Origin of the sequence: Alistipes sp. UBA1686 (assembly GCF_002320215.1) — a bacterium.
GTDB lineage: Bacteria > Bacteroidota > Bacteroidia > Bacteroidales > Rikenellaceae > Alistipes > Alistipes onderdonkii.
This window is the reverse complement of sequence record NZ_DCKA01000020.1, coordinates 26,269-41,724: the sequence shown is the minus strand read 5'-3', so window position 1 is coordinate 41,724 and position 15,456 is coordinate 26,269. Positions and strand designations below refer to the sequence as shown.

The following is a 15,456-nucleotide window of genomic DNA, read 5'->3' as shown; positions in this document are numbered from 1 at the left end:
AGTGGACGTGGAGAAGACCGCCGTGCGGATACAGGGACGCGAGTCCGTTGCGATGACGACGGCCGAATTCGGCCGCCTGTTCGCTACGTGGCGCGCACGGTTCGAAGCGATCGCGTGCCGCTACGTGCGGAGCGCGGCGGTGGCCGAGGATCTCGTCTCGGACAGCTTCATGTCCTTCTGGGAGAACCGCGGCCGGATTCCCGCCGATGCCAACCTGCAGGCCTATATCCTGATTATCGTCCGCAACAAATGCCTCGACTGGCTGCGCGCCCAAAGCCTGCATGCCAAGATCGAGCAGGAGGTGTACGAGCTTAGGCGGCGGGTGCTGGCGACCGACATACGGTCGCTGCAGGCGTTCAATCCTGAGGAGATTTTCTCGGCGGAGGTGGCCGCGATCGTGCGGCAGTCGCTCGACCGCCTGCCCGAACTGACGCGCGAAGTGTTCGTCGCCCGCCGCTTCGAGGAGCTGAGCTACAAGGAGATCGCCGAAAAGTACGGCATCACCGTGCGGCGCGTCGAATTCGAACTGGAAAAGGCCGTGAAGCAACTGCGCGTGGCGTTGAAGGATTATTTGCCCGTGCTGCTTATGTTGCTGTCGGATAATATTTTGCGATCCTGAATTCGAGAGCGTGAATTATTAAAAATATTTTTTTAGCAAATCCAAGTGCGTCTGATTGGGAATCGGGCGCACTTATTCGTTTTTATAGAAACAGACGAAGAGAGAGATGAATCCGGAACTTATCTATAAATATTTGGAAAATACGGCGACCGATGACGAGATGAAGCAGGTGCTCGACTGGCTCGACGCCGATCCCGCGCATATGCGCGAATTGGACGAGCTGGACAAAGTGATGGCCGCTTCGGTCATTTACGGTCCCGACGTGCTGTCGCCTGCGCCTGCGAGGAAGGCGGCGCGCCGCATTTCGCTGGGTCGCATTCCGCTGCGCCGCATCGTGCGTTATGCCGCGGAGCTGGCCGCCGTGGCGGTCGTCGGCGTCGGTCTCGCGCGGATGCTTGCCGACGACCGGATCGGAGAGTGGGCGCGGCGGACGACGGCGCTCGAAGTGCCTGCGGGACAGTACCTGAGCATGGAGTTGCAGGACGGCACCAAGGTCTGGCTCAATGCGGGAACCCGGCTGGAGTATCCGCTGGTGTTCGCCGGGGGCGAGCGGCGCGTGAAGGTTGCGGGCGAGGCGATGTTCGATGTCGAGCACGATCCCGCGCATCCGTTCGTGGTCGAGACGTTCGCCTGCGACGTCGAGGTGCTGGGAACCAAATTCGACGTGACGGCTGAGGAGCGCGAGGGATTGTTCTCGGCGGCCCTGCTGCGCGGAAGCGTGAAGGTGACCAACCGCCTGACGCCCGGCGAACAGTTCGTCCTCAAGCCCAACGAGGAGGTGCGGCTGGCGGGGCGGCGGCTGAACCTGAATGCGATCGGCAGCATGGACGACTACCTCTGGACCGAAGGCATGATCAGCATCAAGGGCCTTTCGTTCGGGGAGCTGATGCACAAATTCGAAAAGAGCTTCGGTGTGAAGATACGGATCGACCGCGCCCGGATGCCGGAGGTCGATTACAACCACGGCAAGATCCGTATTTCGGACGGCGTCGATTCGGCGCTGCGTCTGCTGCAGATGGCCTCGGATTTCACCTATACACGCAGCGAAGACAACGGAACGATCGTCATACGATAACCAGTCATAAACCTGAAAAAAATGAAAAACTGCCTATGAGAAGAGCCGAACAATGACCCTCGCCGGTCGTCCGGGGTGAATAGAAAAAGCTTGCAGATGGTCGCAACATCCGCAAGCCGCAGTCGGCCGTTAATCAGCTACCCAGCCTACTAACAACTAACCAATTACAAAAGTATGAACAAAAAACGTATTCAGCAACTTAAATGCCTGTTTACACTCTTTTTTGTCGTGTGCGCATCGTTCTATGCCACACGGTCATACGCTCAGAATACCGCGGTGACGATCCGTCTGTCGGGCGTCAGCATGGAGCGTGTGATGAATGAAATCGAGAACCAAACCAATTATTTGTTCCTGTCGAACAAGGACGTGGACATCAACAGCGTCGTGAGCGTCGATGTGGAGGCGCGCCCGCTTTCGGAAGCGCTCGCGCAGATGGTGCGCGGAACAGACGTGGTCTACCGTTTCGACGGCAAATACATTCTGCTTTCGAAGGCCGACCGCAGGCCCGTGACCGTGAAGGGCGTGGTGACCGACGCCGACGGCGCGCCGGTGATCGGAGCTTCGGTGATCGTCAAAGGTACGACCGTCGGAGCTTCGACCAATACCGACGGCTCCTTCTCGCTGCAAGTTCCCCCCCCCGCGGAAAATGCGGTCCTGACCGTTACCTACTTGGGCTACGAGCCGGTCGATGTGACCGTCGGCAGCCGCACCGATTTCCGGATTACGCTCCGCGATTCGGCCGTGGCGGTGGAGAACGTCGTAGTGACGGCCCTCGGCATCAAACGTCAGGAGAAGGCCCTGAGCTACAACGTGCAGCAGGTCAAGTCCGAGGAGCTGACGACCGTCAAGGACGCCAACTTCATGAATTCGCTGGTCGGCAAGGTGGCCGGCGTGCAGATCAACAGCGGTGCGAGCGGCCCCGGCGCCAGCGCGCGCGTGGTGATGCGCGGCGAGAAGTCGATCGAGAAGGGCAACAACGTCCTCTATGTGATCGACGGTATTCCGATGTATAACCACAGCTTCGGCGGCGACGGCGGCACCTATGCCAAACAGGCCGGTTCGGAGAGCGCCGCGGATATCAACCCCGAAGACATCGAGTCGATCAACATGCTGACCGGCCCTTCGGCTGCGGCCCTTTACGGCAGCGACGCCGCCAACGGCGTGGTGGTCATCAACACCAAGCGCGGCGTCAAGGACCGTACGGTGGTGACCGTCAGCAACAGCACGACCTTTTCGAAGGTCTACCGGCTGCCCGACATGCAGAACAGCTACGGAACCAGTTCGGGGCTGATGAACTGGGGTGAGAAGTATGCCAGCACGTTCGACGCCAAGAAGTTCTTCAACACGGGAACCAACATCATCAACTCGGTGTCGGTATCGACGGGCAACGAGAAGAACCAGACCTATATCTCGGCTTCGACGACCAATACGGCGGGCATCATTCCCGAAAATACGTACGACCGCTACAACTTCACGGCCCGCAATACCACCTCGTTCGCCAAGGACAAGCTCGTATTGGACTTGGGCGCCAGCTTTATCATCCAGCACGACGAAAACATGGTGACGCAGGGCAAGTATTACAACCCGCTGCCCGCGCTCTACCTCTTCCCGCGCAGCGACGACTTCGACGAAATCCGCCTTTTCGAGCGCTGGGACCCCGTGCGCGGCTATATGGTGCAGTATTGGCCTTACGGCGAGGGCGCGCATTCGCTGCAGAACCCCTATTGGATTCAGAACCGCATGAACCGCGAGACGAGCAAGCGCCGCTACATGCTCAACGCCTCGCTGCGGTGGAACATCACCGACTGGATGAACGTTTCGGGCCGCGTGCGGGTCGATAATTCGGAATACCGCATCAAGCAGAAGCTCTACGCCTCGACGCTGACCACCTTCTGCGGAACGAACGGCGGTTATGAGGACCAGACGCAGCACGACCGCAGTTTCTACGGCGACGTGATGCTCAACATCGACAAGACCTTCGGTGACGACTGGACGCTCAACGCCAACATCGGCGCTTCGATCAACGACCAGCGCTACGAGCAGGCCGGCGTGGCGGGCGACCTGCTGCTGACCAACCATTTCGCCATGAACAACCTCAACTATCAGGAGAAGTTCAAACCCCTGCAGGAGGGGTGGCACGACCAGACGCAGGCGATCTTCGCTTCGGTCGAGGTGGGGTGGCGCTCGATGCTCTACCTGACGGTGACGGGCCGCAACGACTGGGCTTCGCAGCTGGCCTATTCCAAAAACTCGTCGTTCTTCTATCCTTCGGTGGGTCTGTCGGCCGTGGTTTCCAACATGGTGAATATGCCCGAATGGTTCACCTTCCTCAAGGTGCGCGGGTCGTATTCGAAGGTGGCGTCGGCTTTCGCCCGCTACCTCTCCAATCCGGCCTACTCGTTCAACAACCAGACCCACAACTGGAGCAAGCCTTCGACCTATCCGGCCTACAACCTCAAGCCTGAGGACACCAAGTCGTGGGAGATCGGCCTGAACGCCCGTTTCCTCAACCACATCAACCTCGACGTGACCTACTACCGTTCGAACACCTACCACCAGACGATCTATGCGCCGCTGCCCTCTTCGTCGGGTTACAACCAAGTGGTCGTGCAGGCCGGCGACGTGCAGAACCAAGGCGTCGAGCTGGCGCTGGGCTACAACAACAAGTGGAACGACTTCACATGGAGCAGTTCGTACACCTTTACGCTCAACCGCAACGAGATCAAGCGGCTGGCGGCCGGCGAAGTGAACCCCGTGACGGGCGAGACCATCACCGACAACGAGATTCAGAAGGACTGGCTGGGCGCGAGCAACGTGGCGCCGCAGGTCATCCTGCGTCCGGGCGGTTCGATGAGCGATATTTACGTCAATCACGAGCTTAAGCGCGACCTGAACGGCAACATCGAGATCGATCCTTCGACGGGCAACCTCTCGATCGCCGAAACCGACTTCCGCAAGGTGGGCCAGCTCTCGCCCCGCTACACGATGGGCTGGAGCAACAGCTTCGGCTACAAGGGCATCGAACTCGGCGCGGTCCTCACGGCCCGAATCGGCGGCCTGACCTACTCGGCCACGCAGGGCGTGCTGGACTACTACGGCGCGTCGCAGGCCACGGCCGACGCGCGCGACCGCGGCGGCATTCCGATCAACTACGGCACCGTCGATCCCCAGAAGTACTATTCGGCGATTTCGACGGCCGAGGGCGGTTACGGAGCCTATTACCTCTACAGCGCCACCAACGTACGCCTGCAGGAGCTGAGCCTGCAGTATACGCTGCCGGCGCGGTGGTTCCGCAACAAAGCCAGACTGACGGTCGGATTCGTCGCCAAGAACCTCTGGATGATCTACTGCAAGGCGCCGTTCGACCCCGAAATCTCGGCGGCGACGGACAACGCCTACTATCAGGGCGTGGACTACTTCATGCAGCCGAGCACGCGCAATTTCGGCTTTAACGTGAAACTGCAATTCTAACCGAACCAAAGCTATGAAAAATATCATTAAACTTACCTGCCTCTTATTGACGGTATGCGGTTTTGCGGGTTGTACGGGCAATTTCGACGAGTACAACACCGATCCCTATGCCCTTTACAAGGGAGACCCCGCCGTGCTGATTCCCACCATGCTCGACGCCATGATGTACGTGCAGCAGAACGACTCGCAGATGGTCGATCAGATGGTCGGCTCGCTGGGCGGATATTTCACGCTGTCGAACCGCTGGGGCGGTCAGAACTTCGATACGTTCAATGCGTCCGACGCATGGAACGCCACGCCGTACAATACGATGTTCGAGGATATTTACGCCAACTTCTTCGACATCGAAAAATCGACCAGCAAGTCGGGCCACTACTACGCGATGGCCCGTCTGGTGCGCGCCGCAGTGATGATGCGCCTCGCCGACTGCTACGGCCCGATCCCCTACAGCAAGGTAGCCGACGGCTCGTTCTATGTCGAGTACGACTCGGCGGAGGATGTCTACAAGCATATCATCGAGGACCTCGCGGGCGCGGCGACCACGCTCTACGCCTATGCGCAGGAGTATCCGGCGTCGAAACCGCTGGCTAACAACGATCCGATTTTCGCAGGCGACTATACGGCTTGGGCGCGTCTGGCCAACTCGCTCTGCCTGCGTGCGGCGATCCGCTCGAACGACCGCGAGGCCGCCGAGAGCGCCTGCGGCCATGCCGCCGGCCTGATCGAGACCAACGCCCAGAACGCCATGATGAGTCCCGGCGTGCAGGGAAATCCCTATCAGCTGGCTTCGGCGTCGTGGGGCGACCTGCGGGTCAACGCCTCGATCGTCGATTACATGACCGGGTACGACGATCCCCGCTGCGAAGCCTATTTCCAGAAATCGACCTTCGACAACACCCGCTATATCGGCATGCGCGCCGGTACGGCCGGATTCGAGAAATCGGCCGTAAGCGGTTATTCGCTGCCCAACGTGCAGTCCGGCTCGTCGCTGCCGATTTTCGTGGCCGCCGAGACCAATTTCCTGCGCGCCGAGATGGCGCTCAAAGGGTGGACCGTAGGCGGCACGGCGCAGTCCTATTACGAAGCCGGCGTGCGTCTGTCGATGGAGCAGAACGGCGTGGCGGGCGAGGACATCGACACCTATCTGGCCGATGAAACGCTCGTTCCCTCCGGACATCTGAACGATCCGCGCGGCGCGAAGTACAACTACGACCGTCAGACGGACGTTAAGATCAAGTGGAACGACGCGGACGGCACGGAGAAGAATCTGGAGCGCATCATTACCCAGAAATGGATCGCAAACTTCCCGATGGGACTCGAAGCGTGGGCCGAATTCCGCCGTACGGGCTATCCCGAACTGGCGCCGGCCATCGACAACCTCAGCGGCGGCGTTATCTCCGACAATTTCCGCGGCCTGCGCCGGTTGCGCTATCCCTATACCGAGCGTAACCTCAACAAGAGCAATTACGACAAGGCGGTGGCATTGCTGGGCGGTACGGACAACGAGTCGGTCGATCTTTTCTGGACGAAGAAAAAATAGTGTCGAAACCTAAACGAAAGCATACATTATGAACATACAGAAAAATATATGGGCATTGGCGGCGGCGCTGCTTTTCGCGACTGCGTTTACCAACTGCAGCGACTGGACGGAGGTCGAAGCCGAAAAGAAGGTCGAATACGGCAATACCGAGACCTCGCGCCCCGAATCCTACTACCAAGCTCTGCGCGAGTGGAAAAAGACGGATCACTCGATTTCGTTCGGGTGGTTCAGCGGCTGGGGCGATCCTGCCGTTCTGACGGCCAGTATGCTGATGGGACTTCCCGACAGTATGGATATGGTCTCGTTGTGGGACAATTCGAGCAACCTTTCGCAGGGCAAGATCGAAGATCTCCGCATGGTGCAGCAGAAGAAAGGGACCAAAGTGCTGATGTGTACCTTTATCCAGTATGTCGGCAAGGGGTTCACTCCTGCCGAATATGATGTCGACGAAGCGACCCGCGAAGCGTTCTGGGGCTGGAAAGAGGTGCAGAAGCTCGACGAAGAGGGTAATCCGATGTTCGACAAGCAGGGAAATCCCATCATGGTGCCTGAGGAGAACGCCATGAAAGCATCGTTGGAAAAATATGCGCAGGCGATCGCGGATACGATCTACAAATACGGTTACGACGGTCTGGATATCGACTTCGAGCCGAATGTGGACGGATATCCCAATGCGAAGCTCGACGAGCATCCCGATCGTGTGGAAGTGTTCCTCGATATTTTGTGCAAGCACCTCGGCCCTCAGTCCAATTCGGGTAAAATGCTCGTTATCGACGGCGAACTTTGGGAGGTGCCGTCGAAGACCGCTACTTACTTCGATTATTTCATCGGACAGGCCTATTCGGTTTCCGGCGGCACTCCGTCGCCCACTGCAGGACAGAGCGAATCGAATATGGACTCTCGCCTGAGGCAGATAATCAATAACTTCGGCGAATACATGTCCGAGGAGGAGATCACCAAGCGCTTCATCGTCACGGAAAACATGGAGAGCGCCATCGACGCATTGAACGGCGGTTATTATTGGACGCTTCGCAACGGAACCAGACTCGACAAGGCCGAGTGCCCGTCGTTGCTGGGAATGGCCAGATGGCAGCCCGTCAACGGCTTCCGCAAAGGCGGTTTCGGTGGTTACCGGTTCAGTAACGAGGCGGTGAACAAACCCTCCTACAAATGGATGCGAACCGGAATTCAGGCGCAGAACCCCGCAGTCAATTAGTCCGAACAACCAAAAGCAAGAAAAAGATGAAAAACAGCATTAAAACAGCAGTTCTCGGTCTCGCGGCGCTCGTTTCGGGATTCTCGGCCTGCAACGATGCCGATTACGATACGCTCGGAGTGCACGCCTTCGTCAGCGAGAGCGCGTCGAATAAAAGCACGAAAGTGACCATTACGGAACTGGGCGCCGACGCCGAAATCACGGCCTGCCTGAGCGAGGCCGCAACGAAAGACGTAAAGCTGAAATTCGTGGTCGATTCCGAGGTGCTGGACCGTTACAACCAGAAGCAGGCTTCGAGTTTTCTCGTACTGCCCGAAGAGGTCTACGAGATGGACTCCGAAGTGACGATCAAGGCCGGAGAATTCAGCGCTCCTGCAACCAAGATCCATATCAAGCCGCTGCCCAAGGAGTATGTCGGCGAGAGCTATGCCCTGCCGCTGCGTCTTGTCAGCGCCGACGGGTCGGTTCCGGTGACCTCGCTGACCTCGACCTATGTGATTACGACCGAAGCGATCGTCGTCTCGTCGCTCCCGATGTTCGTCGGCGGCGCGGGACTTGCCGCCGACGGTTTCCCCTTGACGCTTCCGCAGTTTACGGTCGAGGTGCGTTTCCAAGTGAGCAATACGGCCAACCGCAACCGTGCCGTATTTACCAACGGCGGTTCGGTGCTGCTGCGCTTCGAGGACCCGCAGAACGACACTTCGGACCATAAGGCCCATTCGCTGGTGCAGTTCCAAGGCGACGGCTGGTATCTCAATCCGTCGTTGTCGTTCACGCCCAACAAATGGCAGCATCTGGCGCTGACCTATGACGGGACCAAGGTGACCCTCTATGTCAACGGTACTTTTGCCGGAAGCAAGGAGGGCGTGTGCGATCCCAACTTCGGATCGGCCAACTGGTTCGGCGGCGATGCCGGCGGCGGACACGGAACCGGCGATTCGTGGTGGAGCGGATGTAAGATACTGATGTCCGAGGCGCGTATCTGGTCGGTATGCCGTACGGAAGCGCAGGTGCAGAACAACATGACCACGACCAGCGCCAAATCGCAGGGCTTGGAGGCTTACTGGCGCTTCAACGAAGGCGAGGGCAATACGTTCGAGGACTGCACGGGCAACGGGCATACGCTGAAGACGTCCAAGACCCCGACGTGGGTTGCCGGCATCAAGTCCACCGATACGGAAACGCCGTGGCCTTAATCCCGTAATTATGGCGGCAGGCGCGCCCGGTGCGTGCCTGCCGCCATACATTTCATTCAACGATGGGTTACAGTCATAACTGTATTAGTATCCAAACGGAAAGTGTTGCCGTGTTAGCCTACGAACCCCGCGCTGGCGCTGCTTCGGTGCGTCCCGTTCAAGAATAGGTGCGAAGCGGTCATTCGATCGATTTGATTTATTCCTTGGGCCTAGACGGAAGAAGATTTGAGAGTCCACTCCGTGTTTACCCTGCCATACCAGGACAAGGAGCCGACGACATAAAAACGAATAATGAATGGAAAACATCACTTTTGAAGCCCGGCTTCTGGATTTTGTAATTATCCAGCTGGAGATAGCCTTAATGGCTGCTCTTGTACTCGTTGTGATCTTATCGCAAGTAGTGGTACAGGAACCGTCTACGTGCTTCCCGCAGGGATCATCTCTATAATAGAGATTACCCGTTGGCGGAATTAATTTAGTGCATACTTAATTCTTCCGATGGGCTTGTTATTGATGAAATTTACATATTGTAAGACGGTAAGTGCACTAATTTTTACAATGATTTTGGACAACAGGCCGTTTGTTATTGTTGCATAATTTCTGATAACCAAGAATTGGTCGGTTCGCTGTGAGAAAAGAGGAGGCTATTTTTTTCCTTGCTTTTGCCAAAGGAATGAAGATCGGCTTCCATTTTTTCTGATTAAGGCAATAGGGACATTCGAGTCTTATGTGTGCCGTTTCGAATAGGTCAAGTTGCACGTCCGCTCCTATATATCCCTTAGCTCCGTAGATGCTACAGTCGTGACATGTCAGCTTTATATCTTTCATATAGTTGAGATCAAATGCGCTTGCTTTGGACAAGTCATACGAACGAATTGCCCCACTTAATCAGCAGATTGCGTGCAGCTTATAGCCAAAATAGTATGTGTTCTAAGAAGCACAATATCCGAAATCCGGGGCTTTGGAGAATACCCCTGTTCGTCCCATCTTACAGCATTTTCCCCATGCAAGACGACATATCTCTATTGATTTGTAGTCAACAAATAACAGTTCTTTACCGTCATCCATAGTCTTAGCAAGTCTCTTACGTATCTCCTCGCACAAACGCGCCGTATTCATTCGACGGTCATTGAATTGTCGGCGTTAGATAAGAGTGGGTATATTCGTTTTGTACTCTTGCAATTTATAATCGAACAGCCACTTTTCACTGTCTATACTCTCTAACTCTGCAGTCAATGCCAATGCAACTACTTCCAAGTCAGAGAATCTTGGAACAGAACCACGGCGTGGAATGTTACCGAGTTCATTAACGAGATTTTGAGAAAATTTCTTGCATATCCCATATATTTTGATGACCTTTGTACAAATACAATTGCTAAAAATAGTGATATATGTAACTTTTTACTCTTATTTATCAACTTAAATTAATTCCGCCAACGGGTGAGTGATTGCAAATGACTATACCCGGAGTCGTTATTTGGATGACGATTCCAATAAATTTAAATATTAAAAAACTTTATGAAAAGACTACTGATCTTATTCCTAACACTGGCCTCCATGGGAGCCATGGCTCAGGAAAATCGCAATCGGGACGAACAAAACCGGGTTGTGCGCGGCCCGTATGAAACCAATCGCTTTTTCGACAACATCTTCATCGGCGTAGCCGGCGGAGTGAACATCTATCACGGGGAGAACGATTCCTACGGAAAGTTCGGTAGACGCCTCGCTCCGGCGCTCGACCTGAATGTCGGCAAGTGGTTCACCCCTTCAGTCGGCGCCCGCATCGGCTATTCGGGTATCAAAGCCAAGGGCTGGACATTGGGAGAGACGATCTATGCCAAAGAGCTATTCGATAAACAGGCGGATATTTACAACGAAAAATTTGGCGTATCGTATCTGCATGCCGATTTCATGTGGAACTTCTCCAATGCCGTGAGCGGCTACAAGGAGACGCGTACATGGAATTTCGTGCCATTCTTCGGCGCCGGTTGGGCCCGTTCGTATGGGAACGATAGCTATGATAATGAATTTGCGATGAGCGTAGGCTTGCTGAATAATATTCGCTTATGCTCCCTCGTGGATCTAACACTGGAAGCGCGTCATATGTTTGTGAATCAGCGTTTCGACGGTGTATCACGCGGTAGCAAAGGGGAAGGTATGACCTCGGTGACGATGGGTCTTACGTTCAAGCTCAACCGCCGCAATTTCAAGCGAGCGGTAGCACCGGTGGATGTTACGCCCTATTTGAGCCGTATCAAGGCTCTGGAGAGCGACAATACGACCTTGGCCAACAAGAACAGGACTCTCGCCGACGAGAACGAGGCGCTGCGCAACCGCAAGCCCGAAACGGTGATTGTGGAGGGCGAAAGCAAAGTGTCTCCCACTCCCGTGGCATTGTTCTTCAAAATTGGTCAGGCGACACTCGACAAGAAAGAACTTACGAATCTCGATTTCTATGTGAAAAACGCACTCGAAGTCGACAAGGACAAGACCTTCACGCTTTACGGGGGGGCTGACAAGGCTACGGGTACGGCCGCTTTCAACCAGAAGCTGAGCGAAAAGCGTATGCTGTACGTTTACGAGATTCTCGTTGAAAAATACGGTATTTCAAAAGACCGTCTGAAGACGGTGGCCGAAGGCGATCGCAACAACCGATTCCCCGAGCCGGAGTTGAATCGCACGGTGATCATCATGGAATAAACGGGAAAGTTGAAGGGGATGAGGTTTCAGCGGTGGACAATGTTTACCGGTTTTCTCAGAATTTCGTACAATTCGCCTAATTCAGCCTCGATCCGAACATATTGTCAATCCGTATATAGGGTGGTACGTAGATGTTCTGCCCGGGGCTCGCAGCTAAAAAACCGTTATCTTCAGATGTTCGATAGTGTGAAATCGTATTGCATTCATGCGTATACGCTTTCCGTCTATACAATTGCCATGAATGGGTATTTAAGGTCTGACGAGAATAAGTCATAAGTTTAGATGAATTGTAGCCCAAGGATATCTTAAAAGGCTGTATGCAGAGATACGAACAAAGCCGGATGATCTCAGTTTTAATCACTGCCGTCATCTGTATAGTCGGGGCTATCTAACATATTTTAGATAGCCCTTTTTTATTCGTGCTACTATTCGAAAACTTTTCCGGATAGTAATTCTCAGAGGGTTAAAAATTTTTTGGACTTTTAGTTTTGCGGTATAAAGCGGAGAAAAGAGTTACCTTTAAGAAATCAAGAGCACTGCAGTGAACTAACTGTTAGACTAGTCCTGAAAAACTAATGGCATTAGACTGCAATTCCCCTCAAAGAGAAGGTGCCTATTAGAATTTTAGGTTTCCAGACCTGATAAAATGTTAGCTCGATCTCTACCAATGGTTCATACTGTAAAACAAAGTTAATGTTTATTTTTGGTCTCGATCTGGGGAAAAGATCTTTGAAGCCTCAATTGTATCTATCGAAGAAAAAGAATTAGCCCACAAATCGCTTTCGAATAATATCGAGAATGTCGCAACACTTCTTGGACGGGAGGCTGTAAACTATGTCTTATTATAATTAAACATTTTTCGTTTGACACAATTTAATTTATTCCCTTAGCGGCATTTACTCTCCACAAACTGCAATTGTCACTACTAGCCTGTCCATTGGATATAAAAAGTTCCGGAGGCATTCAACGAGACAAGAGTGACAGAATAGATGCCCAACGAATTGCAATGTATGCTTTGAAAAAACATCAGCCTACGCTTCCGAACCCAGATCTGATAAAACTACGAAATTGACCGACAATTCGGGATAATCTTGTTAAGCACCAAGTATCTGTATGTATTGGATTGAAAACTATAAATATACATAGTGCATGGCTGAATTAACTGAAAGTATTTGTTTCTTGAAAAGTGAACTGGATGATTGTATCGCAAAGATTAAGCTGACAGAAAATCAGGAATGAAACGATCGTCTGGGGCACTACAGAATTAGATGCCAACTATAAGCTACTTACATGCATACCCGGGATGGGAATTCTCAATGCTGTTTGATTACTTTGTGTGACTGATAATATAATTCGGTTTTACCAACCATAGAGAATAGACAGCCCCCCTATCCTACTTCTAAATAAAAACATATGATTCCCACAAATTTACAATTATTCGCTATTTAATAAGCTTCCAGCCGTTTAGATGTGCGTCGGATCTGTTCAGAGATCGATTGGGGCTGTTCACCCTGACGCAGCCGTTCGCACATGGCGGCGATTGCGGGCCGCTGGTATGAGCGGCCGAACCATCCCAATGCTTCGATGGCGGCTACACGCAGCGGCTCTTCGAGTGCGGCGTCTTCGGCCAGGGCGATCAGTTCGGGTACGCAGTAGTGGTGACGGTAGAGGCGGAAATAGGTGATTTCGCTCAGACGCCGCTTCATTTTATTCTGCGGGTTCCGGATGAATCTGAACGTTTCCCTCTGCTCTGCCTGCTTGTCGGCTATACGCTTCAGGCGTTTCTGCAGCGACTCTTCGTTTTGATAGAGCTCGTGTTTAGCTGCGGACTGACGGCGGAGTTCGGCGCTCACGGCATCGGGATTCATGAACATCATGTTCTCATCGGCATGGTAGGCCACTCGCAGCGAGAGTTCGTCGTCCAGCAGCATCTCGACGGCCGCGGGAACCAACTCGTCGTTGCCGCAGTCGCCGATCCATTGCGACACTAAACGGCGCACCAGCTCGTAGCTATCGCCCGCCGCCTGCGCCAGCATCGCGTTGAAACGGGGCGAACGGCTGGTGCTCATCAGCGTGAGGGCTTCGAGACGCACCGATCCGTAAGGAGATTCGGCAACCTGTTTTTCGCATAAATCGGCGATTTTGTCGTAACCGTTATCGGCCAGCTTGCGCAGGGCGATGGCCTGCACGTCGGCGGGCATCGTTTCGGCAACCATCCGGAGCCAGTATTTGTTGTTTGATGCTTTTGCCGTGAGTACCGTGTTTAGGTCGGTGCCGGGCAGCGCCCGGTTGACGAAACGGTAGGTAGGGTCGCCGATCAGGTGCGTTTCGAGGTAATGCACGTGGCGTCCCCACTGTCCGATGCGCACGCCGCAGTCGAGCAGTCCGATGTAGCGGTCGGGCCATTTGTCCTGCAGGGCGTTGACCGAATTGCCCTGGGTGACGATGCAGTCGCCTGGGCCGAAGATGTAGCTCGCGGCGATGCAGTCGTCGAGGTGGAACGAGCCGTTGTAGCAGGCGTCGAACATCACCATACGGGGATTCATCGGCCGATCGTAGAGGTCTTCGATGTGTACGTCCATTGCCCGGTTGAGCAGCGAATCGGCCGTGTGCAGCGAATCGGAGAGCTCGCACCACGCTTCGGGCACGCCGTAATAGGCGATCATTTCGGCCTTGCGCTTTTCGGGGTCTTTGCGTCCGTCGAGTTTGCTGCGCAGGAATAGTTTGATGTTTTCGATCGAAACGTTCATGCTCGAACCGTTCAGGTAGCCGTTCAGGTATTGCATGTCGGGAGAGCCGTGGTGGTGGCACAGGGCGACGTCGACGCCTTTGCGGGCCATCTTCTCCAGCAGGTAGGGCTTCATGGGCCAGCGGCTTTCGAAGTCGTAGAAACGCACGGTGCTGCCGGTGCGGAAAAGTGCGGGCAGCTGTTCGCGCAGCGCGATCTGCTCCCCGGCCCAGGCCTCGGGAGCCTCGGAGTTGTAGCCGTGGCCGCGGAAAACGAACAGGTTGTCCAGCTCGTTCTGTTCGGCATGGGCCTTCACCACCTTGCGCAGGTAGGCACGCAGCAGTTCGTCGGAATCCGCGCCTTCGCGTTTGGGCGGCTTGATGCGGGCCGAATAGATCGGCGACGCGATGTGCTGGCGCGATTCGGGCGAGAGCGAGTAGTAGAAATAGAGCGGTTCGTCGGCATCGCGGCGCAGGAACTCGAATTGCAGTCCCGGGTCGTCGTAATAGCGGTCGGAGGGAACCGACGAATCTTTCCAGTCGCGGTCCTGACTGCTCTTGAACGCCGATGTGAGGTGCTGTCCGTCGCGGATCATGGCCACGGGGATGTCGCCGATGAAGACCACGCCTTCGAGGGGCGGCTGCGCCTCCGTCATCCGGATGATTTCGCTGCGCACGCTTTCGGGGCTCTGCCACTCGTCGATGAGCAGGTGGGTCCCCAATCCGTCGCGCTCCACGGCGTTGCGGTAGGCGTCGACTTCGGCTGCTGCGGCTTTATAACTCCTGCTGTCGATGAAAATTGCGAAAGTCGTGGGGCTTTTCACATCGGGACGGACGATTCGCGGCGCCGCTGCGAGTGACAGGGTTTGTAGGCAGACGGCGATCAGTAAGACGATTCTTTTCAGTTTCATG

Annotated in this window: 9 protein-coding genes and 1 pseudogene; 8 read left to right on the top strand and 2 right to left on the bottom strand. The window is 54.8% G+C overall.

Annotated features, from left to right (window positions below):
• Positions 1–7: 7 nt before the first annotated feature.
• The 7 genes from B3C38_RS09805 (at position 8) to B3C38_RS09775 (ending at position 9,565) form a co-directional block, all read left to right on the top strand.
• The gene (locus tag B3C38_RS09805; protein ID WP_278792463.1) at positions 8–619 is read left to right on the top strand and encodes an RNA polymerase sigma-70 factor; all 612 of its coding nucleotides are present in this window, start codon (positions 8–10) and stop codon (positions 617–619) included.
• A gap of 106 nt (positions 620–725) precedes the next feature.
• Positions 726–1,694 (top strand): FecR family protein, encoded by a 969-nt coding sequence (locus tag B3C38_RS09800; protein WP_278792461.1) that lies wholly within the window; start codon positions 726–728, stop codon positions 1,692–1,694.
• Positions 1,695–1,868: 174 nt separating this feature from the next.
• Positions 1,869–5,165, top strand: coding sequence for a SusC/RagA family TonB-linked outer membrane protein (locus B3C38_RS09795; protein WP_286726892.1), 3,297 nt, complete (start codon positions 1,869–1,871; stop codon positions 5,163–5,165).
• 13 nt (positions 5,166–5,178) lie between these two features.
• A complete protein-coding gene (locus B3C38_RS09790; RefSeq protein WP_286726891.1) occupies positions 5,179–6,705 on the top strand; it encodes a SusD/RagB family nutrient-binding outer membrane lipoprotein in 1,527 nt (508 codons plus the stop codon).
• 28 nt (positions 6,706–6,733) lie between these two features.
• A complete protein-coding gene (locus tag B3C38_RS09785) occupies positions 6,734–7,921 on the top strand; it encodes a glycoside hydrolase family 18 (protein WP_278792457.1) in 1,188 nt (395 codons plus the stop codon).
• A gap of 26 nt (positions 7,922–7,947) precedes the next feature.
• Positions 7,948–9,117 (top strand): DUF1735 and LamG domain-containing protein, encoded by a 1,170-nt coding sequence (locus B3C38_RS09780; protein ID WP_009597084.1) that lies wholly within the window; start codon positions 7,948–7,950, stop codon positions 9,115–9,117.
• 295 nt (positions 9,118–9,412) lie between these two features.
• Positions 9,413–9,565 carry a hypothetical protein gene (locus tag B3C38_RS09775; RefSeq protein WP_279190795.1) on the top strand — a complete coding sequence of 51 codons (153 nt, stop codon included), beginning with the start codon at positions 9,413–9,415 and terminating at the stop codon, positions 9,563–9,565.
• Positions 9,566–9,587: 22 nt separating this feature from the next.
• Here B3C38_RS09775 and B3C38_RS09770 read toward each other — a convergent pair.
• Positions 9,588–10,506, bottom strand: a pseudogene (locus tag B3C38_RS09770) (IS982 family transposase).
• Positions 10,507–10,635: 129 nt separating this feature from the next.
• On the opposite strand from B3C38_RS09770, the gene B3C38_RS09765 reads away from it, so the two are divergent.
• Positions 10,636–11,817: an OmpA family protein gene (locus B3C38_RS09765; RefSeq protein WP_286726890.1), complete on the top strand. Its 1,182-nt coding sequence runs from the start codon at positions 10,636–10,638 to the stop codon at positions 11,815–11,817.
• A gap of 1,445 nt (positions 11,818–13,262) precedes the next feature.
• On the opposite strand, the gene B3C38_RS09760 is transcribed toward B3C38_RS09765, so the two are convergent.
• Positions 13,263–15,455 (bottom strand): HEAT repeat domain-containing protein, encoded by a 2,193-nt coding sequence (locus B3C38_RS09760; RefSeq protein ID WP_286726889.1) that lies wholly within the window; start codon positions 15,453–15,455, stop codon positions 13,263–13,265.
• Between the last annotated feature and the right edge of the window lies 1 nt (position 15,456).